Raw genomic sequence first — 24,971 nt, forward strand, 5'->3', positions numbered from 1 at the left:
TGGACGCCTATCGGCACCGTGTCACTCAACCCGGAACGGGAGCTCCAGATCACCGTCGCTGAACCAGAAAAACAGGCGGCCTGAATGACCTCAGAGGCGACAGATTCCTTGACAACTACCGATCCAGGTATCGGCATGCTCGGCCGGGCCGGCGTTACCTTCGCGCAGCAGGCCGCCGACCATGTCGCCGGTTTCTGCCAGCGAGGCGACCAGCGGCGAGTAGATCCGTGCACCGTAAAGACCATGAAACGCCGAGCCGCCCTGGTGGCCGTGGACCTCGATCGGCAGGCCGTCGATATCCAGCGTCAGCTGCTCGGGGCATTCGCCATTCTTCAGCGAGGTCAGACGCCAGACCACCAGCCGCAGCAGGCCTTCGTGCATGGCATCGATGTTGTCGTTGCGCCCGAGGCACGTCAGCAGCCGCGACAGCGTGGCTTGAGACGGCCGATCCTGGGCCAGTGGCGTCATCCCGCGAGCATCGCTGCAAGCCAACTGCCAGAGCGGGTCACGGCGCAGCGTGTCGGTATCGCTGAGGTCGATCCAGCCCATGGCGCGCTGCAGCACCAGGGTGCGCAGCTGGCTGGCCAGCGAATGACGGATACGCAGCGGGTGGCGCCGGTCGACCAGATTGTCCTCCAGCGCCTCGATCACGCCGCTGTTGTCGAGGGCTTCACGCAGCAGCAGAGCGCCACTGTCGCTGGTGGTGCGCTGGCCATCAAGCTCAACGCGGATGGACCCGTTGCAGGACGGGATCCAGGGAGATACGCTTTCACCCATGGCGGATGGTCCTCTGGAATCAGGTTCTTGCCGGAACGTTCTGATTTCTCAAGAGAATACCATCCGTCGTCTTCGTTTTCAGGCCGGTCTCATGAATAAGCCGGGATGAGATCTTCGCGGCGCACTGGCCGTATGCGGAGGAAGGGCCTGATGATTTCATCGCCAGAACCTTCAATTCGATCAAGAAGTACGTTGCAACCCGAAAGGGCCTGGATTTTACCTGGAAGGGATCGGTGGCCCTCAGTGACGCGGCGTCTGATGTCGCCAGGATGAAGCAGGAAGAGGGGCCGGCGCTAGTCACCCAAGGTAGCACCGAGCTGATCCATACGCTGCTGAAGAACGACCTCGTCGATGAAATCACTACGTTCACGTTCCCCATCGTCTTAGGGAAGGGCAAGAAGCTGTTCGATGATGGGGTGGAGCCAGCAGCGTTCGAGCTTGCGGCCAGTCGAGTGTCGCCCAACGGCATTGTGATCGCGAAGTATATACGCGAGGGCGCGGTGAAAACGGGAGATTTTGCCATGGACCCGCCAACTGCGGCGGAGGTCGCGAGGCGCGAGAAGGTGCAGCGGGAAGGTTAGCGAGTGATTAGCCAGGGAGGGCAACACCGCGATCGCCGAAGCGTCGGACCGGAGCTAAAGCTGTCTCCCACAGCGTATTTCTCTTATGTGATGGCATGGCAGCATCGCGGTCGCGAGCTATTCTGTGTTGCTTACGTCATAAACACATTTCCCCGCCACGAACGTCTGCTGCGGCTGAAGTTCGCTGTCGAGTAGCGTCACATCGGCGTCGAAGCCGATAGCGATACGTCCCTTTCTGGCGTGTAAACCGAGTACCCGGGCCACGTTCGTGGAAATCAGGCCCAAAGCGGCTTCGAGCGGCAGCACACCTTCACGAACGAGGCGTTGCCAATCCGCAATCAGTGTCGTGTTCCTGGCCACCTTCATTCCCAGGTATGTCCCGTTGGCATCGAATTCCGGCAAGCTGCCATTGCAGTCGGAGCTCATGGTGATGCGCTCCGGGGGCACGCCGAGCTCCAGTAACCGAGACACCGCATCAAAGGCGGAAAGGCCGTCTCCGGCATCTTCAAAGGCGGTGACATCGACACTCGCCTTGAACGTTAACGCATAGTCCGCGGCTTCCTCGAGCAAGGCAGGGTGGCGGTTCACATGGGTGGGGATGACTTGGTCGGCAGGAATCTCGGTCTCGGCTAGCAATCGGCGCAGCGGCTCCAGTCCCCGCTTTCCGTCACCGATATGGAAATGGCAGATACCCCGCTTGCCGGCCAGCATGGCGCCAACGCGAGTATCGCTGACGATCCGTTCGATTTCATCCTGGCGTGGCTGGCTTGATCGATGATCCGAGATGGCGACTTCCCCTAGGCCGATGACTTCAGGAATCCACGCCAGGTCGCGCTGAATGTCGCCGGTCAGCGTGGGAGGCGGGACGCGATAGGCACCGGTATACATGAAGGCCGATATACCTTCGGCTCCAAGCCCACGTACCTTGGCCAGCATATCTGCCGGGGAGCGGCTGATGCTGTCGGTGCCAAGCACACCCACCACCGTGCCAATTCCCATCGACGCGATTTCCCGGGCCGAAATTTCCGGGCAGCGGGTACCGCAACCGCCTTCGCCCCCGCCTCCGGTGACATGCACATGCTGGTCGATAAAGGCGGGAACGGCGGTAAGGTCATGGGCTTCCACCACCCGAATAGGCCAGCCTTTGGGAGTGTCGAGGTCATTACCCAGGGCGATGATTTTTCCTCCCGCCATGAGGATATCGGTCGTCTCAAGACGTTCGGGCGCAACAATAGTGCTGACCCGCAAGAGCGTCATGAGCGGGGTGTGCTGCTCGCTCGAGAGCATCATGGCTGACCGCCTGAGGTAGCGTCCGGGGTATCCGGCAGAAATCGCCGCCCCCGCAGGCGCTCGGTGGCGCCATTGATATCATCGATCAACAGTACCAACAGGTCGCCCTCCCTGGCCTCATCGAACGCTCTGTCGACGGCGTGACGTTCTTTCTTGAACACCTCGACTCGGCAGGTGCCGGGTTTTGATTCCGCCCCAGCGCGCAGCAGGCTGACGGTTTCACCGTCAGGGCGACCTCGGGGGGCGGTTTCACAGAGCAAGACGATGTCATGCATGCTGGCAAGCTGGGCTCCCAGGTCATACAGATCCTCGTCACGACGGTTACCCGGGGCGCTGGCCACGCTGATGCGCCGCTGCGCGGGGATTCGGCTCACGAGTTCGCTCAGGGCTTTAAGCGCCGGCACGTTATGGCCGTAGTCGATCAGCACTTTTATGTCCCCGGCGTCGATAAAATTGGTGCGTCCCGGATTCTGCCCCGGGGTCGGGTGGAACGTCTGCAGGCCCAATTGGATATCGGCAATGGTCAGCCCCAGGGCATAGGCCGCTGCGCTGGCGGCCAGGGCATTGGCAACATTGAAACGGGCATGGCCCTCGAAGGTAATCGGGGTATCCACCACCGAAATAATGGAGGCTTCGACATTTCCTTGGCGCATCACGATGCACTCGTCATGAACCGTAAAGAAAACTCCATGGTCCTGCACATGCTGACGGACAGGCTCTGAGTCGGAATTCAGGGAAAAGTAGATCACGTCACCTCTGGCCCATTCCCTGCTCGCCAGCACACGCGGATCATCGGCATTGAGCACGGCCGTCCCTTCCTGGCGGACCGCGTCGATCACCACGGCCTTGCAGCGTGCCAGCTCATCCAGGGTATGGACGTCGTTCTCCCCCAGGTGATCGCTCTCGATGTTCAGCAGCACCCCGACCTGACACTCATCGAAGCCCAGCCCGCGACGCATGATGCCGCCTCGCGCGACTTCCAGCACGGCATACTCGACGGTGGGCTCGCGGAGTACGGTTGCGGCCGCCTGTGGCCCGCTGTAATCCCCTCGCATGATGGTATGGTTGTCGATCTCGATGGCGCCAGTGCAGGCCGTGCCGACACTGCGTCCCGCCTGGCGGAGCAAGTGTGAGATCAAACGTACCGTTGTGGTTTTTCCATTGGTTCCGGTCACCGCAACGATGGGTATTCGCCCGGTGTCCTCGCTATCGGGAAAAAGCATCTCGATGACGTGCTGACCGACATCCCGGCCCGTACCATGGGTCGGTGAAATATGCATGCGAAACCCCGGGCCAGCGTTGACTTCGACCACAGCGGCTGACTGTTCATCCAGGGGTATGGTCAGCGTCTCGGCGAGCAGGTCGATGCCGATGATATCCAATCCAATCAGGCGGGCGATGCGTTCTGCCGTGTACTTCACATCAGGGTGGACATCATCGGTGACGTCCGTCGCGGTGCCCCCCGTGCTCAGGTTCGCCGTGGATTTCAGATAGATGACTTCGCCTTTCGTGATGACACTTTCCAAGGTCAGATTATGCTGCGCTATCAGCCGATGGGAATGCTCGTCCAGCTGAATCTGGGTCAGCAGGTTTTCATGACCGATACCGCGACGCGGGTCCCGGTTCTCCCTGTCGATCAGCGTCTGCAGCGTCGCCTCACCATCGCCAACCACATGTGCCGGGCGCCGTCTGGCGGCGGCGACAAGCTTGCCATTGACCACTAGCAACCTGTGATCCTCTCCCTTGACGAAGCTCTCGACCATGACCGTCGAGTTGTGGCGAAAGGCAATGGTGAACGCCTCCCGCAACGCCGGTTCGTCGGTGATGTCCGTGCTGACACCGCGGCCGTGATTGCCGATCAGCGGTTTTACGACAACGGGATAGCCGATATCGAGAGCGGCCTCGAGCGCCTCATCGATCGAATGGCAAATGTGGCCACGCGGTACGGGAATGCCGGCCTCGCCGAGCACTTGCTTGGTCCAGTGCTTGTCATCGGCGATGCCGTGGCTGATCAGGCTCGTGCGGCAGGTCACCGTTGCCTGGATCCGTTGCTGACGGCAGCCGTGGCCCAATTGGACATAGCTGCTGTTCTCGTCAAGGCGAGCACAGGGAATCCCTCGGCGCTTGGCGGCATCCACGATCGATGCCGTGGATGGCCCCAGCATATGCGCGTCGCGCACCTGCTTGAGGCGAGATACCACGGTTGGGATATCTATCTCGTCGCCATTGAAGAGCCGGGCGACGATATCGACGGCTTCCACGCCGGCCGCCAATCCGCAGGCCTCGTCCCGGTAGCGATAGACGACGTTATAGATACCGGTTTCGTAGGAATCGACCGTCTTTCCGTAGCCCACCGAAAAGCCGATCAGATTCTGCAGTTCGATCGCGACATGCTCTACCACATGGCCAGCCCAGGTGCCCCGCTCGAGTCGTTCCAGAAAACCGCCGGCCCTCCCGACCGAACAGCGATGTTCGTATAGGGTCGGCAGGAGTTCGGTGATGCGCTCTGCGATGCCAGGAACGGTATCGCTCGGCCGCTCCTCGAGCTCACCGATGTCCAGACGCATGAAGATTGCCGGATAGCGGCTGTAGTAATTCGGGCCGCGCAGCGCCCGATGATCAAGTATGTTCATTCCCATGGCTCCCTGCCAGGATGGTGCTGAGTTCCTCGGCGACGAGATAGCGTCGTGCATCAATATCGTACCCATGGCCACTGACCATGGCATGCAGGATCATGTTCTCGACGGCGACCGGCTCACCCATCGCCAGTTCCGCGATATTGGAGCTCGCCAGATCTCGGCTGTCGATGATGATGACGTGCCCCGGCCCGATGGCTTCCAGGATGCGATTCGGATGAACGATGACAGCAGCATCCTCACCAATGCCGACACCCAGCTGCTCCGGGTTGCTGGCACCCACCTCCATTAGGCGCGTGAATCGCCCCCGCTCGAGAAAGTGGCTGTCGATGATCATCCCGCGAACGAAGCCCAGGCCGAAACTCATGTTGACCGCCCCCTTGCGCAAGGCGTCTGCCGCCGCACCGTTGTAGATCATGGTGCCTGGCATGGCTGCGGCGCCGGCACTGGTCCCTGCCACGACGGCGCCGGCCTTCAAGCGTTCGCGGATGGCTCGAAGTGTGGCTGAGCCGCCAAAAACATTGGTCAGGCGAAGCTGATCTCCCCCGGTAAAGAAAATCACGCCGCTTCGTTGAATAAGCCGGACATTGTCGGCATCGGCGGCTTGTTGGCGATCCTGGATGTCCAACGCATGGACCTGGCTTGCGCCCAAGCGAGAGAAAGCCGCTTCGTAGCAGGGCAAGAGCTGTTCAGGAATGCTACTGGCCGTGGAGATGATGGCGACTTCGTCACTGTCTTCGGGGGCGAGCTCGAAAACTCGTCGAAGGATGGCGAGTTCGGAGGTCTTGTCCTCGGCACCGCCAATGGCCACGATGTGGCCATTGGCGGTGGGGTAGTGTGAAGTCATATTCCATTCGCCGCCGAGCGACGCTTTTGAGCAACGCTGAAACGTTACCGATACCGGCAATGTCGTATCGCGTGATTCTTTAACCCGAGTCTTCACTTATAACAGCTGGAAACCGCCCTAGCCAGATTAATAATGGACCCTTGGCCTGACTAAATCCCTCCTTTGGAGCAGTGGAGTTCCTGCTCACTTGCGTATTGGCCAAGCGCAGCAACGATAAAGCGCTATGCTTCGATAAACGGCCTTTCCCATGCCTGGCCGATCGTCAGGACGGAAAGCGCCATACCCTGCCTGCTACCCGTTGGATCGCGGCTGCGAGGATTGTGACAGCCGAGCTTGCGCCAGGAGGCGATCATGAGCGATCGGAATATTTTTGTTGTCGGGCTGGATGAACACAATCTTAAACGGCTCGAGCATTTACGTGGAGCTGAGAATTACCGGTTTCATGGCGTGATCGAGCCAGCGGAAGTCTATGATACGGAAATTTTTCCTATCGAAGACATGCTGTCCAGAGCCGAAACCCAGCTGAAAGAATTTAGAGAGCCTATCGATGCCATCGTTGGCTACATGGATTTTCCCGTCTCGACCATGCTGCCACTGCTCTGCGAGCGGCTTGGTACGCGTTCTACCAGTCTAGAAAGTTTGCTCAAATGCGAGCACAAGTACTGGAGTCGGCTCGTTCAGCATGAGGTGATTGCCAATTATATTCCTCGCTTTACCGCATTTGACCCCTTCGACGCCCAGGCATTGCAGCAAATTGGGCAGGCGGGACTGTATTTTCCCTTCTTCGTCAAACCCATCAAATCCTCAGGCTCGCGCCTGGGATTTCGCATCGAAAGCCCCGAGGACTTCGCCCATGCCGTCGCGCGGTTATGTGAAGGCATCGGGACGATTTCAGAGCCTTTCAATTACGTGCTGGAGCACGCAAACCTGCCTGACAAGGTACGCTCGGTCGATGGTGGCTACTGCATGGCGGAAGAGATCATCGGCGGGTGGCAATGTACGGTCGAGGGATACGTTTTCCAAGGTGACGCTGTTCCTTATGGCATTGTCGATTCGATTCGCTATCCGCAAGTCCTGAGCTTTTTCTATTATCGTTATCCGTCCCGCCTGCCTTCTTCCATTCAGGAAAAGATGCAGGAGCTTACTCGTCAAGTCATGGCCCATATCGGCTATGACAACGCTGCCTTCAACATCGAATACTTCTGGGACGAAGTGCAAGATCGCATCTGGCTGCTGGAGATCAATACCCGCATTGCACAATCGCATTGCGATCTGTTCGAAAAGGTCGATGGGATCAGCCATCAGCAAGTGACGGTGGACCTGGCTCTGGGGCAGTTGCCAGACATGCCTTATCGCAAAGGGGCATTCAAGGTCGCAGCGAAATTCTTCTATCGGGTATTCTTCGTCGATGCCACCGTCAGCCAGGTACCGAGTGCCGAGGAGATCGAGACGCTGCAGCAAGCCTTTCCTGGCACCATGATCACGGTACAGGTCGAGATCGGTATGCGCTTGTCATCCCTACCCGAGCAAGACAGCTACAGCTACGCCCTGGCTTACGTGTGGATGGGTGCAGACGACGATCTCGCACTGGAAGAGAACTATGCACGTCTTGCCGAGCAGCTACACTTCGCGTTCGAGGATATCGTCGGCTGACGTGTTCTCGTCGCGGGCATGAATCGTAAGACATCCAGTTACGAAAATGGGAGCAGGGTCATGCATATCGTCAGCGATTTTCCCCGCGACGTGCAGGAGGAGGAAGGTTGGATCACGCTGGCCGATGGCTGCCGGCTGGGCATACGCATCTGGCGCCCGGTGGATGCCGAGAGCGATCCGGTACCGGCAATCCTCGAGTACCTGCCTTATCGCAAGCGCGACCTGACGGCGATGCGTGACGCTCAGACGCACGCTTACTGGGCCGGCCACGGCTACGCCGGAGTTCGTGTAGACCTCCGCGGCAGCGGCGAATCGGACGGCGTGCTGACCGACGAGTACCTGCAGCAGGAACTGGATGATGGCGTCGAAATCCTGCACTGGCTGGGTCAGCAAACCTGGTGTACCGGTGATGTTGGCATGATCGGCATTTCCTGGGGCGGGTTCAACGGCCTGCAAATTGCGGCACTGCAGCCGCCCGAGCTGAAAGCCGTCATCACGCTGTGCTCGACCGACGATCGGTACGCCGATGATGTCCACCACATGGGTGGCTGCCTGCTTGGCGACAACCTGTCGTGGGCCTCGACCATGTTCGATGGCAATACCTGCCCACCCGACCCGCTGTTGGTTGGTGAGCGTTGGCGGGACATGTGGCTCGAGCGCCTTGAGCATAGTGGGCTCTGGCTGGCTACCTGGCTCCAGCATCAGCGTCGCGACGACTACTGGAAGCATGGCTCGGTTTGCGAGGACTTCTCACGCATTCGCTGCCCCGTCTATGCCATCAGCGGCTGGGCAGACGGATATTGCAACGCCGTGTTTCGGTTGCTCGCGGGGCTTGACGTGCCACGCAAGGGCCTGGTTGGCCCTTGGGCGCACATGTATCCCTATCATGGTGTTCCGGGCCCGGCCATCGGTTTTTTGCAGGAATCGCTACGCTGGTGGGACTATTGGTTGAAGGGCAAGGAAACGGGCATCATGGACGAGCCGATGCTGCGCGTATGGATGCAGGAATCGGTTCCGCCGTCGGCCCGCTACGAGGTACGACCGGGGCGCTGGGTTGCCGAACCGAGCTGGCCATCGCCGCGGATCGAACCGAAGCACTTCCGTTTCACCAGCGGTCATGACCTGCTGCCTTCCCCGAAGAGTCCCGCGGCTTGCGTATCGGGCGACGATGTTCCTCTTTCCGTTCGTTCGACGCTGTCGGTAGGGCTGTATGCCGGCAAGTGGTGCTCCTACAATGCGCCGCCCGACCTGCCTCATGATCAACGTGACGAGGATGGCGGTTCGCTGATCTTCCAGACGGCGCGCCTCGAACTGGACATCGAGATTTGCGGGCAGCCTGTTGTCGAACTCGATATCGAAGCCGATCAGCCGGTGGCGATGGTGGCGCTACGGCTCAGCGATATTGCAGAAGATGACAAGGCGACCCGGATTTCCTACGGTCTGCTCAACCTGACTCACCGTGACAGTGACGAATTTCCCGAGTACCTGGAGCCCGGTAAGCGTTATCAGGTGCGTGTAGCGCTGAAACACATCGCGCAGAAATTTCCCGTGGGCAATGCCATACGGCTCTCGCTCTCGACCAGCTATTGGCCACTGGCCTGGCCGTCGCCAGTGCCCGTCAAGCTCACCATACATCCTGCCCGCAGTCGGCTGATCCTGCCTTGTCGCAAACCCCAGCCCCAGGAAGAAGCCGCGCTGCCAGCCTTCGGCCCGCCGGAAGCAGCCCCCCCGCTGGCGGTGACCCTGATACAGCCGAGTCAAGAAGCCTGGCGGGTAATACGCGATCTTGCCAATGATCAGACCACACTCGAAGTCATTAATGACCAAGGTACCTTTCGTCTCGATGATATTGATCTTGAGCTCTCGTCACGGGTTATCGAGCGGTATTCCTATGCCTACGGCAACTACAATAGCCTGAGTGGCTGGACCGAATGGGAACGCAGTTTTCGACGCGGCGACTGGGAAGTACGGAGCGTCACACGCACGTTGATGACGTCCAATGCAGAAAATTTCCGGCTGCGGGCCACGATAGATGCCTTTGAGGGCGATAGCCGGGTTTTTTCCAAGAGCTGGGATCAGGAAATTCCGCGTGACCTTGTTTGAGCGTAGGTGTGCCATGCACTAGCACAGCATGAGAAGATGTGGCAGGAAAGAGGATGGGCGATTAGTTAGAGCCGGCAACACCGATGTAGCGAGCTTATAGCTACCTACAACAGTGCATTTCTTCTATGTGGTGGCTTGCTGCCTTGACACAGTGCGTAGGAACAGGTGGGGCTCCGAATTGATCCAGTGGAGGGATACGAAAAACCCGGCCTTGCGGCCGGGCTGGATCTTCGCTTCCTTACTTCCGCCTTGAGCATCTTTGCGCTCAAGTATCCCTGGATAGTCAGCAGTGGATCAATCGAACAGTATGATCTGCCGTACCGCCTTGCCTGCCGCCAGCTTCTCGAAACCGTCGTTGATCTGGTCCAGGGTCAGGGTGTCGCTAAGTAACTTATCCACAGGGAGTCTGCCCTGGCGGAACAGGGCAATGTAGCGGGCGACATCGCGGACCGGCACGCAGCTGCCGACATAGCTGCCCTTCAGGGTGCGCTCTTCCGCCACCAGGCTGACTTGCTGAATGGCAACCTTCTTGTCGGGGTGTGGCAGGCCGCCGGTCACCGTAATGCCGCCCCGGCGCGTGACCTGATAGGCGAACTCGAGGGCTTTCTCGGAGCCGGCCATCTCGATGGCACAGTCGACGCCACCGTTGGTCAACGCCTTGATCTTGTCGACGCAGCCCGCTTCGCCGCTGTTGAAGGCATGTGTGGCGCCCAGTTCCCTGGCCAGCGCCAGCTTGTCGTCATCCATATCGATGGCAATGACTTCGGAGGCGCCCGCCACCAGCGCGCCAAGCACGCTATTGAGCCCGACGCCCCCGAGGCCGACGACGGCGACTGTATGGCCGGCCTTGATATCGGCCGAGTTGATCGCCGCACCGACCCCGGTCAGCACCGCACAGCCGAACAGCGCGGCGTGGTGCAGCGGCAGGTCGTTGTCGACCTTGACCAGGGAGTGGCGGGACAGCACTGCGTGGTCGGCAAAGGCGGAGACACCGATATGGTGATGGACATCAGTACCGTCCGCCCGGTGCAGGCGGCGCTCGCCGCTGGCCAGGGTCCCGGCATTGTTGGTCTTTGCCGCCGGCTCGCAAAGGGCGGGGCGCCCTTCGGCGCAGGGCGAGCAGTGACCGCAGCTGGGCACGAAGACGGTCACCACGTGATCGCCGACCTGCAGGTCGTGTACCCCGTTACCCACGGCCTTGACGACCCCAGCGGCCTCGTGGCCCAGCACCATGGGCACGGGGCGTGGTCGGTTGCCGTCAATGACCGAAAGATCGGAATGACACAGGCCGGCGGCCTTGATCTGCACCAGAACCTCGTTGTCGCCGGGCGGGTCCAGTTCAAGCTCTTCGATCACCAACGGCTGGTTACCTTGATAGGGACGTTTGGCGCCGGTGGCCTGTAGTACCGCAGCACGTATTTTCATGACTGACTCCTTGTTGTTCTCAGGCTGGTGTTGTTTCTGGGGTTGTTTTGGGTGTTCTCAGACTGAGTGCTGGTGGCTAGCAGGGGCGGTGGACGCCTTGCGCCCAAAGGCAACGGCACCTCGCTCGATGCGCCAGGTCTGGTCGACCAGACCCGCGGAATGGCTGTCGTCGGACTCCGCGATCAGCACCGTCAGGCCTTCGCCGCGCAAGTCGCCGATGACAGAGGTAAGCCGTTGTGCCAATACCGGCGCCACGCCTTCAAAGGGCTCATCGAGCAGGATAAGTTCACGGCCGGGTATCAGCGCTCGACCCAGGGCCACCAGCTTTTGCTGGCCACCTGAGAGTTGCAGTGCCTTGCGTTCACCGAAGTCGGCGATTTCCGGCAACAGCGAATAGACCCATTTCAGCCGCTCTTCTCCATCGCGGATGTGATTGGCCCATGCCGGCATCAGCATGTTTTCGGTCACTGTCAGCTCGGGGATGAGTCGGCGGTCTTCGGGCATGTAGCTGACCTGCAGCTTGGCGCGCCGGTGGGAGGACAGTTGCGTCAGTTCCTCATCCTTGAAGCGGATGGAGCCGGACGTTGCCGGCAACAGGCCCATGATGGCGCGGATTAGGGTCGTTTTGCCGGCGCCGTTGTGACCGATCAGGCCGGCCATCTGTCCGGTGGGGATAGTCAGGTTGATATCTCGCAGAATGGCGATGCGATCGATCGACACATTGAGGTTGGCGATTTCCAGGCTCATGTCAGACGTCCCCCTGTTCGGTTGCCGTGCTCGTGTGGCGCCGCTTTCCGGTGACGAGCGTCTGTACCTGTTCGTCGGCCAGTACCTCCTCGACCGGACCATCCTTGATCACAACGCCGCTGGCAAAGGCCATCACCCGGGTGACGTACTTCTGTACGATCTCCATGTCGTGCTCGACGAAGAGCACCGTCAGGCTGCGCCGCTTGACGATTTCCATCACCGTATCCATCAGCGCATATTTCTCTTCCATACTGACCCCGCTGGTGGGCTCATCCAGCAGCAGCATCTTGGGGTTGCCGAGCATGGCAATGGCGATGTCGAGCAACTTGCGGGCCCCTTGAGGCATGGCGGTGACCATCTCATCGCGATACTGGGTGATGCCCATCTGCTCGAGGATGTCGTCCGCTGCGGCGAGCCGCTTTGCGGTGCGAACCGGTCGTAGCATCTGCAGGTGGTCGTTCTGGGCAGCCGACAGCGCGATGGCCAGGTTGTCGATCACGGGGAGTTCGAGAAACAGCTGGGGTATCTGGAAGGAGCGTGCCAGGCCTTCGCGCATCAACTTGCGCGGCCCCAGGCCCTTGATCGGCCGGCCATTGAAGAAAATGCTGCCTTCCGAGGGCGGCAGGTAGCCGGTGACCATGTTGATGAAGGTGGTCTTGCCGGCGCCGTTGGCGCCGATGACGCCGACGATTTCGCCCTGGGTGATGGTCACGTTGATATCTTCTGCGGCGGTCACCGCGCCGAAGTAGCGGGACAGTCCTTGTGTCTTGAGAATCTCGGTCATGGGGCGGTCCTCCTCCGGCGGGTGAACAGGCTCCAGATCCCCTTGGGCAGGAACAGTATGATCAGCAGTAGCACGATGCCCAGGATCATTTGCCAGGTGTGGGGCATGAACTCCACAGCATAGGTACGCACCAGGGCGAAGAGCATGGCGGCGATGAAGGCCGCTGCTACATGTCCGGTACCGCCTAGCAGCGCGATGAAGACAAATTCACCCGAAATCGTCCAGTAGGCCATTTCGGGATCGACATGGCCGGCCGCCAGTGCCGTCAGAGAACCGCCTATCGCACCGATCGCCGCGGCCAATACGTAGTTGATGTAGAGCACCTGACGGCGTGAGATGCCCATGTATTCGACACGCACCTCGTTCTCGCGGATGGCCTCGCAGGCCAGGCCGATGCTGGACTGGAAAAAGCGATTGAGAAAGAGTGCGACCAACAGGCCGAGGGCCAGCGCAAGCCAGAACACTCCCATGCCGGACTGCGGGACCCAGCCAAGCACGGACCACTCCACCACGCTGAAGCCGTCGGTACTGCCCAGGTTGTGGCTCTTGACCAGTACGCCAAACAGGATCATCGAAAACGCCATGGTCAGCATGGCGAAGAATATCTCCCGGTATCGGGTCAGCAGCAGACCGAGAATCATCGCCAGCGCGGTCGAAGCCAGTACGCCCAGGAGAATCAGCAGCAGGGCATCTTGAATGCCCCAGAAGCGACCGCCCATGCCTACCGCATAGCCGCCGATACAGAAGAACAACCCCTGGCCGAAAGAGACCAGTCCGGAGCGCATCAGCATGACCACCCCGAGTACCACCAGCGCCTTGGCGACCGCCAGCGTCGTGGTGAAGATCAGCCAATTCGGGCTCATCAAGCCGCTCAAACCAATGGCCACGGCGGCGGCAATCATCAGGGCTTCGGATTTCTGGAGACTCATCAGATTTTCCTCGCGATTGCCTGGCCGAACAGGCCGTTGGGGCGAAAGATCAGCACCCCGGCCATGACGGCGTAGATGATGAACAGTTCGAACTGGGGCATGGTGTGTATCGAGGTGGCCCGTGCCAGGCCGACGATGATGGCGCCCGCTGCCGCACCGGTGATGCTGCCCAGTCCACCGGTGACCACCACTGCGAAGGCCAGCACGATGACCTCGATACCGATACCCGGCACCACGGAGATGATCGGTGCGGTGATGCCACCGGCGACCGCGCCTAGGGTGGCGCCGATAATGAAGGTAATGGTGAACATGCGGCGTACGTTGACGCCCATGGCTTCAGAGACTTCCCGGTCATGGATGATCGAACGCAGGATCTTGCCGGTGTTGGTACGTTCCAGCCAGAACCACAGGCCAAACCCTATGATGGCGGACAGACACAGCACCATGATGTCGTAGCCGGAGACCGTCAGGACGTCGATCTCCACTCGCCCCATGGCAGCGTAGGGCTGCCAGGCGAAATAGGGGGTCGTGCCCCACAGCAGTTTCATCACATCTTCAAGTATCAGCAGGATCGCGAAGGTGACGATAAGCATGAGTATCTCGTCGCGGCCGTACATCAGTCGCAGGATACCCCGCTCGATCAACAGCCCGCTGATGGCGCCGATGAGCAGGGCGCAGCTGGCCAGAATGGCGAAGGCCATCCATAGCTGGCTGCCGCCACCGGCGTAATACCAGCCGAGGGCCGAAGCCGCTGCGTAGGCGCCCAGGGCATAGAGGCTGCCGTGGGCCATGTTCAGAATCCTCATGACGCCGTAGATGACGGTCAGGCCTGCCGCCACCAGAAACAGCCATGAGGCATAGATGAAACCATCGATCAGTATTGCCCAGACCGTTAACATCTCGCGTGCTCCTGTTATCGGTTAGGAACCACTGCTGGCGCCCGGCGTCATGCGCCCGCCCACTCAGAGAGTGGCGGCACAAGACGCAGACGCATCAAGTGTGGAGCAGTGACTCCCTGTGGCCGGCAACCCGAAGGTTGCCGGCAGGGGAGAGTGTCAGTCGCACTGGGCGCCGGGGAAGCCGGCCTCGATCCACTCCTGGGCGTTCTGGCCATCAGGTGCGGAGACACATTCGCCACGGTAGGAGCGCACGTTGCGCAGTTCGGCACCTTCACCGGGGGTGTAGTGGTACTCACCGTAGAGCATGTCCTGCATGGCTTGGTGGCCACCGGCCAGGGCCATGCGCACGGTACCGCTGACGGATTCGAACTCGGCCCCTTTCAGGGTGCTCGCAAGCTGCTCGCTGGTGGGCACCCCTTCGGCACCGGAATTGTCGGCGGCAAATTTCAGGGCAAGGATGGCCTGGGCCATTTTCGAGGTGGGGTAGCTGGGCTTGGTGCCGTGCTCGGCTTCGTAGGCTTCGTTGAACCATTTACTCAGGGCGTTTTCCGGCATGAAGGCGCCGAAGGGACCACGTCCGCCGAGGATGGTGCCGTTGGGGGCCTGTCCCTGGAACCGATGCAGGCCGGACTCACCTGTGGTCAGGATGGCGGTTGCCTGGCCCAGCAGGCCACGAGAATTGGCCTGGGAGACGAAGGACTCCATGTCGCCGCCCCACATGCTGGAATGGACGATCTCGGGCCGGCGGGTCTGCAGGGCGGAAATCTCGCTGCCGTAGCTGCCCGAGAAGAGCTGTGGCGTCTGGTTGTTGACCATCTCGGCGTCCGGCATCAATTGCTCCATGGAAAGCGTGAAGTCGAGCCAGGAGTCCTGCCCCCAAGCGTAATTCTGCTGGATGCCGGCGACACGGGTGACGTCGGGGTGAAGGTCCTGCAGATAGCGCGCTGCACCCACGTTGTCAGCCACGGCATCAAGGCCGGTGCGGAAGAAGTAGGTGGGGTTGTCGAGCTCCTCGAACATGCGCGGGGTGCCGCAGTCGAAGGCGATGGTGAAGGTCTGCAGCTCTTCGGCTACGGGGCCGACGGCCAGGCAGTCACCGCTGGAGATATAGCCGATCACCGCATTCACGTTCTGGCGCTGCACCAGGTTGCGGTACTCCTCGACCTGCTGGGTGGGGCCGCCGGCTTCGTCGACGACCACGGATTCCAGTTGCAAGCCGTTGATGCCCGGGGTGTCGTAGGGAGGAGGAAGTTCCCCGGCATTGATCGCCTTGATCACGGTTTCCGCCGCCTGGGCGGCGGGAACACCAAAGGGTCCCGAGGCGCCTCCGGAGAGAAAGGTGACCAGGCCGACCTTGAAGGTCTCTTCTGCCTGGACTGTCGCGCTGATACCCATCATCCCCGCCGAGGCGATAGCCGCGGCGGTAGTGGTGCTGAGCAGGGTGCGCTTCCAGCTTCCGGGTTGAGTGGCGTGCTTCATGGTTGTACTCCTTGGTTGTTGTTGTGCTCTGTGGTGCGTCGTTGTCTTGCGAGGTGCTGGTGGTGCGTGGTGGAAACGGTGGAGAATCTAGCCACCACCGGGTGTGCCACGTCGTCTCTCGACGAGAGCCGGCGAAGGTTTCAGGGACTCGGCGTCGTAGACTTTCCAGTTTCCCAGAACCACCTGAGCGGGGGGATAATCCTGGCTGGGCACCGGTGTGCCGATGGCCTGGGCCTGGATGATCTGGTGGGTCTCGGCGTCGATGTAGGAGACGTAGCCTTCCGGATCCTTGGGCAGCTGGATTTCCAGGCCTTCAAGCGTCTCAATCATGGCCTCGGTGTCGGTCACGTCGCCGGCCAGGGTGATGGCCTTGGCAACGGTGAGGATGCCGGCCCAGGCCCCCTGGGCCGAATAGTTGGGGTAGCGGCCGGAGCGTTCGTGGAACCGCTCCACGAACTGGCGGTTCAGCTCCGTCGGGGGCCAGTTGACGTGGTGGCGAGCGGAGAGAATCAGGCCTTCTGGCGGTGTGTCGCCGAGGGCAACCAGGGTCTCGTAGTCGCCGCCGGTATCGAAGTTGGCCACCCGCATCTGGCTGAACAGGCGGGTCGTGCGGGCCTGGTCGATGAAGGCGGTGAAATCCCCGCCCCACAGCGCGACCACCAGCACGTCCGGCGGCGCCTCGAGCAGCGACTGGATATACAGGGAGTAATCCGGCTCGTAGAGTTTCGGCCAGTAGCTGCCGGTGACCTGGTAGTCGACGTCGTAGAGGTCGAAGGCCTCCTGCAGGTCGCGCCAGGCGACTCGACCATATTCGTAGTCGGGGCCGAGGAAGGCGACCTTGCTCCAGCCTTCCTGTTGCTGGAGTTCCTGCAGGTATTTCGCACCGGCGGCCTGGGAGTGCCAGGTGTCGCTGGAGACCCTGAAGTAGTAGCGATGACCCTCCTCCAGCGCCGCGCGCGAGGAGGCATGGTCGGTACCGATAAGGATGGTTCTGCGCTGTCTTGCCAGTCGGCTGACGGCCATGCCGACACCGGAGCTGACCATGCCGCAGAGAATGTTGGCGTTATCCTGCTCGATGAAGTCTTCGGCCATGCGCACGGCGAAGGAAGCCTTGGAGCGGGAATCATCGACGATCACGCGCAGGCGGGGCGCCGCGGGATCGGTGGCCAGCTCATCGAGGGCCATGCGAATCGCGACAATACTGTCCCGCCCATAGCTGGCTGAGCGCCCGGTCATCGGATACAGGCAGGCGACGGTGGCGTCAGCCTCTGCGGCGTCCGCACCCATTTCCACCCGGCCTACCGAGGTTGTCTCGTAGAGGGCCTCTGTGCCATGCGCGGCCGGCAGGCCGTATATGGCAAGGGTCAGGGTGGTGGCGAAAACGCGAGAGCCCTGTGCGGGGCGCAGGCGGGTCATCAGTCCCGGCAAGATTGCCTCCTGGACCGGTTGAGTCCGGCGTGTGGTCGCTGATTGTTGTTATAAACCTGCTGGTCTATAACATAGGCAAGAAGCGTGCCATGCCCAGATAGCCCCATGTCCGGGCTCTCTGGGTCAAAGCGGTACGAACGGTGAGCGGATAACGCTCATCGGCGCGAGAAAGGGAGCGGTTACCGCTCGGCAAGGCGCTTCCGCTAGGCGAGGGTCTTCGGCTAGTCGAGAGCCTTCGGTCAGTCGATAGCCTTCAGCTAGGCCAGCCCCAGGCGCTGCAAACGGCGCTTGAAGGCATGGCGCGATAGTCCCAGCTGCTCGGCGGCCTGACCCTTGTGGCCACGGGTCTTGTCGAGCGCATCGAGTACCAGTTGCCGTTCGGTATTTTGTAGACGTTCGCCCAGAGAAGGATCTTCAGCTTGATCGCTCGCTGCCGGGCCTTGATGGAACTCGGTGGGTAGCTGGCCGGGGCGAATCCGCTGACCGGGATACAGAATGGTCAGGCGCTCTACGAGGTTGCGCAGCTCCCGCACATTACCCGGCCAGTTATAGGCGATCAGCAAGTCGAGCGTCTCCTCGGGCACGGTAATGGGCCGGCAACCTTCCTCCCTGGACTGGGCGTCGATGAAGACATTCAGCAATTCTTCGATATCCGCGCCTCGTTCGCGTAGCGGGGGGATGGAGAGTTCAATGACATTGAGGCGAAAGAACAAATCTTCCCGAAAATGCCCGTTGCGGACCTCGGCTTCCAGTGAGCGGTTGGTCGCAGCAATGACACGGGCATCAGCGGTATAGCTGGCAGAACCGCCCACCGGTCGATAGTCGCCGTTCTCGAGGAAATGCAGGAACTTGGCCTGGAGCGAAAGGGGCAATTCGCCGATCTCGTCCAGAAACAGCGTGCCACCATGGGCCAGTGCCACCAGGCCAGATCGCTTCTGATGCGCGCCGGTGTAGGCCCCCTTCTCTGCACCGAACAGCTCCGCCTCGATCAATTGTTCCGGCAGGGCGGCACAGTTGATCTCCACAAAGGCGTTGTCGCTGCGCGGGCTCTGGTCATGGATGGCCCTGGCCACCACGGCCTTGCCGGTGCCGGACTCGCCCTGCAGCAGTATGCGGCCGGCACTGCTGCCGGCAATACGCTGGATGGTCTGCCAGAGCTGCTCCATGGCATCGCTGCTGCCCACCAGCCCCGACGAGGAGGCGCCCCGGCTACGGTGGTAGGCCAGCTCGTCACGCATCTGAGTGCGCTCGGTAATGGCGTCGACGAGATGCAGCAGCTCGTCCAGGGCAAAGGGCTTGGTGAGATAGTCGGTCGCGCCGGCCTTGACTGCCTGGACGGCGGCTCTAGTGTCGCCATGGGCCGAAACCATCACCACCGGTAGTGCCGGGTAAAGGCGGGCGGCGGTATCAAGTACCTCCATGCCGCTCATCTTCGGCAGTCGCAGATCCAGCAGCATCAACCCTGGCTGGGTCTCCGCCAGAGCGATCAGGGCCGCTTCGCCGGAATGGGCGCTGCGGGTAGTGAACCCAGCTTCTTCCAGAGCGAAAGTCAGCGAACGGACGAAGCTCTTTTCATCATCGACGATCAGGATATCTGTGTGCATGGCGTTGTTCTGCTAGTTGCTCTTGTTGTTGTAGCGGTGCTACGAATCCTGCTGTGCTGAATCCTGGAGTGCTATGGCTTCCACCGGTGCCTGGGGAAGTTTCATGGATACAGTTGTGCCTTTTCCCGGTGTGCTATGGATCTCCAGCTTGCCACCATTCAGTTCTATCAGTTGGCGGGTAATGCTCAAGCCAAGCCCTGTGCCTTCCTGACGGGTGGTGAAGAACGGCTCCATCACCTGGGCCAGTATTGGCTGATCCATGCCGCAGCCATCGTCGATGATCTCTATCGTCAAGCTGTCACCGCTGGAAAAAGCCTTCAGTTGCACATGGCAGCCTGGTTCACAGGCCTGGATGGCATTGGCGACCAGGTTGACCAGGCACTGGATCACCTGGTCCGGGCTGACATAGACGGCGAGGAACGGTTCACTACTGACCTTGACGGTAACGCCCCGCCTGTCGGCAAGGCCGGAGGTCAAGATGGAAGCGTGCCTGAATACCTGGCCGACCGCCACGGCCTGTGGCTCACCGGCGACAGGTCGGCCGTAATCCAGCAGGTCGCCGACGACTCGATTGAGGCGATCGATCTCCTCCTCCACGGAAATCAGCAGATTGCGCCGCCGGCTCTCCAATTCACCTTTTTCCAGGGCCTGTACTGTCAGTTTGATCGTTGCCAGTGGATTGCGCACTTCATGGGCCACGCCGGTGGCGAATTCACCCAGAACTGCCATCTTCTCTGCCTGTATGGTTCGCTCGATCATCTCCTGCAATCGGTCGGCCATGGCGTTGAATGCATGGGCGACCACATCGATTTCGTCCTTGTCGTTTTTGGGGGTCAGCAGGCGGAAGTGCAGGTTGCCGGAGGCAAAGGCTTCAGCCCCTGCAACCAGTCGGCTCACCCGTCGGCGCAGGCTTCTGGCCAGCGCCCAGAATAGGGCGACGATGCCGAGTGCCATCACGCCGGCAAGCGCATACAGGCCGAACTGTGCGTTGCGAAGCGGGCTGAGAATGTCTCCGGCGGAAACCAGATAGTCAATGCGCCAGCCGGGCAGCACTTCCGGGCCGGTTCGCAGCCCCTCCGGCTCGTTGCTCTGGAGGTTTCCCGTTGGGTCCAGCAGATCGCCGGCGGGGGTTCTCAGGAAAGGCCGAAGTACGCCAGCCAGGCTTTCGGTACGCATCAGCTCGGTCAGAGAAGCCAGGCGTACATGAAGCGCTACCGCACCGACGGTGCTCTGGCCGGCGATATCTCTCAGCGGCTGACGGATGAGCAGCCAGCCGGGGCCGGAGCCCGAGGTCAGGCTCGGGCCGATGATTTCGCTGGTGCCCAAATAAACGGACGGCAGATCAAGGGTTGACCAGTTATTGCGTCCCCAGTAGGGCTGTCCGGATGCCGCCTGGCCGGGGATGACCTCGGACAGTCTGTCGCTGGCGTCGAAGAAGAGGATGCCATAGAGGTCGGGTGCGTCGGCTTCCACGCGTACGAGCTCCTGAAGGCCTTCTGGCACAGCATCGCTGTAGAGCAGGTAGAGCGGCATGGAGGGGTGGGTCGAAAGGGTCTCGAGTTGATAGATCCGATTCTCGATGAAGTTGGTCAGACGGTTGGCCGTGCCTGCTATCTGTGCTTCCAACCGCTCACCGGCCAGGCGCTCCGTGACCGAATCTGCGACTGTCGCATAGAGCGCGCTCAGCACCGCCACCGAGCCGATCATCAGCGTCAGCGACAGAAACGAATAGCGACCAACCAGACTGAGCCGGGGCTTCATGTATGTCCTTTTTTATAGTAAGTCGTGCTTTTCCCAATGTTTTACACGAAAGAGGCCTCATTCATGAAGCGCTATGTCCCGGTGTTTACTTTCCCAAGCCACAAGGTCGCCAGTCCGGCAGTAGGGATGGTGCTGATAGAGCGAGCTTGGAAAGAGGCCTGCAAATGGCGTTAGAGAGAGCCTAAGCCCCGAAAGGCAGCACCGTGGCGTATACGGCGAAGTAGTGACAGGTACTGCCGCCTAGCACGAACACGTGCCAGATGGCGTGATTGTAGGGAATCGCACGGATGGCGAAAAAGATCACGCCGAGGGTGTAGGTGATGCCGCCGGCAGCCAGCAGGGCGATGCCACTGGTAGACAAGCTGGCCGACATCTCGCCGCTGGCGAAGACGATCAGCCAGCCCATGATCAGGTAAATCGCCACCCGCAGTACGGCGAAGCGGTGAGGCCAGGCGAGTTTGAAGGCAATGCCGGCCAGCGCCAGGCCCCAGACGATGGCGAACAGCGTCCAGCCCGTGGGGCCGCGCATATTGACCAGCAGGAAGGGCGTATAGGTGCCGGCGATCAGCAGGTAGATGGCACAGTGATCTAGTTGCTGGAACATCTGCTTGAGCCGAGGATGCCTGACGCCGTGATAGAGGGTCGAGGCGGTATAGAGCAGTACCAGGGTGATCCCGTACAGGCTGACGCCAACGATCTTCCAGGGGTCGACGTGGGCGGCCACGCTGGCTAGAACGATCAACAGGACCGCACCGGCCAGGCTCAGCACCGCGCCGATGCCGTGGCTGATGCTGTTAATCAGCTCTTCGATGGCGCTGTGGCGATGCTTTCCCAGTGGCACGGAGAAGGGCATCGTTCGCGGCATGGAGGAAGGCGCGGGTTGCGGCATGTGCTAGTCTCTGTCGGTGCCCGATGCCGCCTGCGGCTCAGGGCTTGCGTTCGATATCCACATCGCTGGCCTGGGTGAAGTCGCCCAATGCCATCATGTGGCCAAGCTTGCCGGCCTTCGTTGAAAGATAGTGTTCGTTATGAGGATTGAGACCAGTGGTAAGGGGTACTCGTTCCGTGATGGTGACACCGGCCTTGGTCAGGGCATCGACCTTGCGCGGGTTGTTGGTCATCAGCCGCAGGCCCTGGATGCCCAGATGGTCGAGCATCGGCACGCAGATATCGTAGCGGCGCATGTCGGCACCAAAGCCCAGCTGTTCGTTGGCCTCGACAGTATCGGCACCCTGGTCCTGCAGGCGGTAGGCGCGAATCTTGTTGAGCAGGCCGATGCCGCGCCCCTCCTGGCGCAGGTAGAAGAGCACGCCGCGTCCCTCGTCGGCGATGCGCTTGAGTGCTTCCTGTAGCTGGTAGCCGCAGTCGCAGCGCATCGAGAACAGGGCGTCCCCGGTCAGGCATTCGGAGTGAACCCGGCCCAGCACAGGCTTGCCATCGGCCACGTTACCCAGCGTCAAGGCGATGTGATCCTTGCCGGTGGCGTCGTCCTCGAAGCCGTGCATGGTGAAGGTGGCCCAGGGTGTGGGTAGCCGGGAGGCGGCGATGAATCGAATCGTCACGGGGTACCTCGGTGAAAGACCACGGCGATGCCGGAAGTGAATCCAGCATTCTAGCAGGAACGCCGCCGGGGCTCACGATTGTGCCGCTCGCCGAATCGCGTTCACTCTTTACCTTGGCCTCGGTCAAGCCTTGCGTAAAATCATGCGCTACAATAGCCCGACATTTCCTGTGGATGACTGCCTGCATGGAACTCAAGAATGATCGTTTTCTGCGCGCCCTGGCGCGCCAGCCGGTGGATCGCACGCCGGTTTGGATGATGCGCCAGGCCGGCCGCTACCTGCCGGAATATCGCGCTACGCGCGCTGTGGCCGGTGACTTCATGGACCTGTGTCGCAACCAGGACCTGGCATGTGAGGTGACGCTGCAGCCGCTGGAGCGCTATCCGCTGGATGCCGCCATCCTGTTTTCGGATATCCTCACCATCCCCGATGCCATGGGACTGGGGCTCTACTTCGAGACCGGCGAGGGGCCGAAATTCCGCAAGCCGGTACGCACTGCGGCCGACGTGCAAGCACTGAAAATGCCGGATGCCGAGCGCGATCTGGACTACGTGATGCGGGCCGTTTCGACCATCCGCCGCGAGTTGAACGGTCGCGTGCCGCTGATCGGCTTCTCCGGCAGCCCCTGGACGCTGGCCACTTACATGGTCGAGGGCAGCTCGAGCAAGGACTTCCGCCATGTGAAGACCATGCTCTACGACAACCCCGACGCCATGCATCAGCTTCTCGATACCCTGGCGCACTCGGTCACCGACTATCTGAACGCCCAGATTCGTGCCGGTGCCCAGGCGGTGCAGATCTTCGATACCTGGGGTGGCGTGCTCTCCACGCCGGCCTACCTGGAGTTCTCGCTGCGATATATGGAGCAGATCGTCGCTGGCCTGATCCGCGAGCACGAGGGCCGGCGCGTGCCGGTGATCCTGTTCACCAAGAACGGTGGCCAGTGGCTCGAGGACATTGCCCTTGCCGGGCCTGATGCCCTGGGTGTCGACTGGACCACGGAGCTTTCCGACGCCCGCGCCCGGGTCGGCCACAAGGTGGCGCTGCAAGGCAACCTGGACCCCAACGTGCTGTTCGCCCGCCCGGCAGCGATTCGCGCCGAGGTTGGGCGGATCCTCGACAGCTACGGCGCGGGCCCGGGGCATATCTTCAACCTGGGCCACGGTATCAGCCAGTTCACCGATCCGGACAATGTCACTGCTTTCATGGAGGCTCTGAACGACCTGAGTCCGCAGTATCACCGCACCATCCAGTGCCAGAATGCTTGACAGAAGCACGCTGCAAACCTGGCATGACCGGCACCGCCTGTGGGCGGTGCTGGCTATTCTGGCGGCTGTGGTCATCGCCGTCGGCAGCCTGACCCCGGGTAGCGAGATGCCCTCCAACCTGCCCTGGGACAAGTTCAACCATTTTGTCGGCTACGGCGGTCTGGCGGGGCTGGTGGCACTGGCCGGTATACGTCTTCCCTGGGCCTTTGCCACGGTGGTGCTCTACGGCATCTTTATTGAATACCTGCAGATACCGGTACCCGGCCGCAGCGGTGGGGACTGGTGGGATATCCTGGCCAACACCCTCGGTGCAGCTACCGCCGTAGTGCTGCTGCATGGCCTGCGTAGGTGGGTGTTAAAGGTTCTGACCTAGGCTTGCAGCACTGACACACAGCGACGCCCCGCCACCGCAAGGTGGTGGGGCGTCGTCGTTTCAGGTGCGGGTTAACGCAGCTCGGCGCGCTCGATGATCACCGGCTCGGTGGGAACGTCCTGAAACGGCCCACGGCTGGTGGTGGGCAGCGCACGAATGGCGTCTACCACGTCCATGCCGTCGACTACCTGGCCAAAAACCGCATAGCCCCAGGCCTGAGCGGAGTGGGTATCCCGGTGATCGAGAAAGGCGTTGTCGGCCACATTGATGAAGAACTGGGCGGTGGCCGAATGCGGGGCACCGGTACGCGCCATGGCCAGGGTGCCGCGCTCATTCTTCAGGCCGTTGTCGGCCTCGTTGGTTATCGGATCCCGGGTTGACTTCTGGCGAAAGTCCTCGTCGAAGCCGCCGCCCTGGATCATGAAGCCGTCAATCACACGATGAAAGACGGTGCCGTCGTAGTGGCCGTCCTGCAGGTAGGTCAGGAAATTGTTGACGCTTTCGGGTGCCTCTTCCTGGAATAGCTCAATGGCGATTTCGCCGTGGTTGGTATGCAGGATGACATCGGCGTCGGTCGCATCGGCCTGGGCGGCCAGCGGAAGGGTGCCGGCGACAAGAAGGGTCAACAGAGTTCGTTTCAGCACGGGGGACTCCTGTTTGCAGCACGAATGGATGTTGTGAGTGTGCCTAGCTTACGCCCCGATGTCAGGCTTTCGATGCGTGAGGCCGTGGCGCGACATCCCGCCACGGTGGATTGTTTGACGTGGGTCACAACTGACCGGAGTAAAGAAGCATCCAGTATGGCTTTTATGCGCCGATCGCCGG

20 protein-coding genes and 1 pseudogene are annotated in these 24,971 nt (G+C 61.0%); 5 read left to right on the top strand and 16 right to left on the bottom strand.

The features are described from left to right. Positions 1–120 precede the first annotated feature (120 nt). Positions 121–777: pseudogene (locus DU490_RS02905) on the bottom strand (transposase); the annotation flags it as partial. Positions 778–986: 209 nt separating this feature from the next. Between DU490_RS02905 and DU490_RS02910 the strand changes: the two are divergent. Beyond that, positions 987–1,358, top strand: coding sequence for a dihydrofolate reductase family protein (locus DU490_RS02910; RefSeq protein ID WP_258801232.1), 372 nt, complete (start codon positions 987–989; stop codon positions 1,356–1,358). Positions 1,359–1,475: 117 nt separating this feature from the next. Here DU490_RS02910 and iadA read toward each other — a convergent pair whose 3' ends face one another. The 3 genes from iadA to DU490_RS02925 are packed head-to-tail and all read right to left on the bottom strand — an operon-like array spanning position 1,476 to position 6,131. Further along, positions 1,476–2,648 (bottom strand): beta-aspartyl-peptidase, encoded by a 1,173-nt coding sequence (gene iadA / locus DU490_RS02915; protein ID WP_114572846.1) that lies wholly within the window; start codon positions 2,646–2,648, stop codon positions 1,476–1,478. Next, positions 2,645–5,281: a cyanophycin synthetase gene (gene cphA, locus DU490_RS02920; RefSeq protein ID WP_114572847.1), complete on the bottom strand. Its 2,637-nt coding sequence runs from the start codon at positions 5,279–5,281 to the stop codon at positions 2,645–2,647. Before cphA ends, iadA begins: the two co-directional genes overlap by 4 nt. Next, positions 5,268–6,131, bottom strand: a complete 864-nt coding sequence (locus tag DU490_RS02925) for a cyanophycinase (protein WP_114572848.1) — start codon at positions 6,129–6,131, stop codon at positions 5,268–5,270. Before DU490_RS02925 ends, cphA begins: the two co-directional genes overlap by 14 nt. A gap of 351 nt (positions 6,132–6,482) precedes the next feature. On the opposite strand from DU490_RS02925, the gene DU490_RS02930 reads away from it, so the two are divergent. Together DU490_RS02930 and DU490_RS02935 are read left to right on the top strand one after the other, a co-directional pair. Then, positions 6,483–7,784, top strand: a complete 1,302-nt coding sequence (locus DU490_RS02930) for an acetyl-CoA carboxylase biotin carboxylase subunit family protein (protein ID WP_114572849.1) — start codon at positions 6,483–6,485, stop codon at positions 7,782–7,784. A 60-nt stretch (positions 7,785–7,844) separates the two neighbouring features. Beyond that, a complete protein-coding gene (locus tag DU490_RS02935) occupies positions 7,845–9,887 on the top strand; it encodes a CocE/NonD family hydrolase (protein ID WP_114572850.1) in 2,043 nt (680 codons plus the stop codon). Positions 9,888–10,181: 294 nt separating this feature from the next. Here DU490_RS02935 and DU490_RS02940 read toward each other — a convergent pair whose 3' ends face one another. The 11 genes from DU490_RS02940 to ribA form a co-directional block, all read right to left on the bottom strand. Continuing rightward, positions 10,182–11,312: a zinc-dependent alcohol dehydrogenase family protein gene (locus DU490_RS02940; RefSeq protein ID WP_114572851.1), complete on the bottom strand. Its 1,131-nt coding sequence runs from the start codon at positions 11,310–11,312 to the stop codon at positions 10,182–10,184. A 57-nt stretch (positions 11,313–11,369) separates the two neighbouring features. After that, on the bottom strand, positions 11,370–12,059 hold the full coding sequence (locus DU490_RS02945) for an ATP-binding cassette domain-containing protein (RefSeq protein WP_114572852.1): 690 nt from the start codon (positions 12,057–12,059) through the stop codon (positions 11,370–11,372). A gap of 1 nt (position 12,060) precedes the next feature. Next, the gene (locus tag DU490_RS02950) at positions 12,061–12,843 is read right to left on the bottom strand and encodes an ABC transporter ATP-binding protein (RefSeq protein WP_114572853.1); all 783 of its coding nucleotides are present in this window, start codon (positions 12,841–12,843) and stop codon (positions 12,061–12,063) included. Next, complete coding sequence (locus DU490_RS02955) at positions 12,840–13,772, bottom strand: branched-chain amino acid ABC transporter permease (RefSeq protein WP_114572854.1); 933 nt, start codon at positions 13,770–13,772, stop codon at positions 12,840–12,842. The genes DU490_RS02950 and DU490_RS02955 overlap by 4 nt, the downstream gene beginning before the upstream one ends. Further along, positions 13,772–14,671: a branched-chain amino acid ABC transporter permease gene (locus DU490_RS02960; RefSeq protein WP_114572855.1), complete on the bottom strand. Its 900-nt coding sequence runs from the start codon at positions 14,669–14,671 to the stop codon at positions 13,772–13,774. The genes DU490_RS02955 and DU490_RS02960 overlap by 1 nt, the downstream gene beginning before the upstream one ends. 156 nt (positions 14,672–14,827) lie before the next feature. After that, on the bottom strand, positions 14,828–16,150 hold the full coding sequence (locus tag DU490_RS02965) for an ABC transporter substrate-binding protein (RefSeq protein WP_114572856.1): 1,323 nt from the start codon (positions 16,148–16,150) through the stop codon (positions 14,828–14,830). 87 nt (positions 16,151–16,237) lie between these two features. Next, positions 16,238–17,578 carry an ABC transporter substrate-binding protein gene (locus tag DU490_RS02970; RefSeq protein WP_220270441.1) on the bottom strand — a complete coding sequence of 447 codons (1,341 nt, stop codon included), beginning with the start codon at positions 17,576–17,578 and terminating at the stop codon, positions 16,238–16,240. A 257-nt stretch (positions 17,579–17,835) separates the two neighbouring features. Further along, a complete protein-coding gene (locus DU490_RS02975; protein ID WP_114572857.1) occupies positions 17,836–19,182 on the bottom strand; it encodes a sigma-54 dependent transcriptional regulator in 1,347 nt (448 codons plus the stop codon). 39 nt (positions 19,183–19,221) lie between these two features. Beyond that, a complete protein-coding gene (locus DU490_RS02980; RefSeq protein WP_114572858.1) occupies positions 19,222–20,943 on the bottom strand; it encodes a PAS domain-containing sensor histidine kinase in 1,722 nt (573 codons plus the stop codon). A gap of 181 nt (positions 20,944–21,124) precedes the next feature. Beyond that, positions 21,125–21,796: a PAQR family membrane homeostasis protein TrhA gene (gene trhA, locus DU490_RS02985; RefSeq protein ID WP_114572980.1), complete on the bottom strand. Its 672-nt coding sequence runs from the start codon at positions 21,794–21,796 to the stop codon at positions 21,125–21,127. 73 nt (positions 21,797–21,869) lie between these two features. Beyond that, on the bottom strand, positions 21,870–22,505 hold the full coding sequence (ribA, locus tag DU490_RS02990) for a GTP cyclohydrolase II (RefSeq protein WP_114572859.1): 636 nt from the start codon (positions 22,503–22,505) through the stop codon (positions 21,870–21,872). Between the two features lie 185 nt (positions 22,506–22,690). On the opposite strand from ribA, the gene hemE reads away from it, so the two are divergent. Together hemE and DU490_RS03000 are read left to right on the top strand one after the other, a co-directional pair. Beyond that, entirely contained in the window at positions 22,691–23,773 is a 1,083-nt protein-coding gene (hemE, locus tag DU490_RS02995) for a uroporphyrinogen decarboxylase (protein WP_114572860.1), read from the top strand. Further along, positions 23,766–24,146, top strand: coding sequence for a VanZ family protein (locus tag DU490_RS03000; protein ID WP_114572861.1), 381 nt, complete (start codon positions 23,766–23,768; stop codon positions 24,144–24,146). The genes hemE and DU490_RS03000 overlap by 8 nt, the downstream gene beginning before the upstream one ends. 71 nt (positions 24,147–24,217) lie before the next feature. Here DU490_RS03000 and DU490_RS03005 read toward each other — a convergent pair whose 3' ends face one another. Then, entirely contained in the window at positions 24,218–24,790 is a 573-nt protein-coding gene (locus DU490_RS03005) for a peptidylprolyl isomerase (RefSeq protein ID WP_181869936.1), read from the bottom strand. Positions 24,791–24,971 lie beyond the last annotated feature (181 nt).

Source organism: Halomonas sp. DQ26W, assembly GCF_003339685.1.
Classification (GTDB): Bacteria; Pseudomonadota; Gammaproteobacteria; order Pseudomonadales; family Halomonadaceae; genus Halomonas.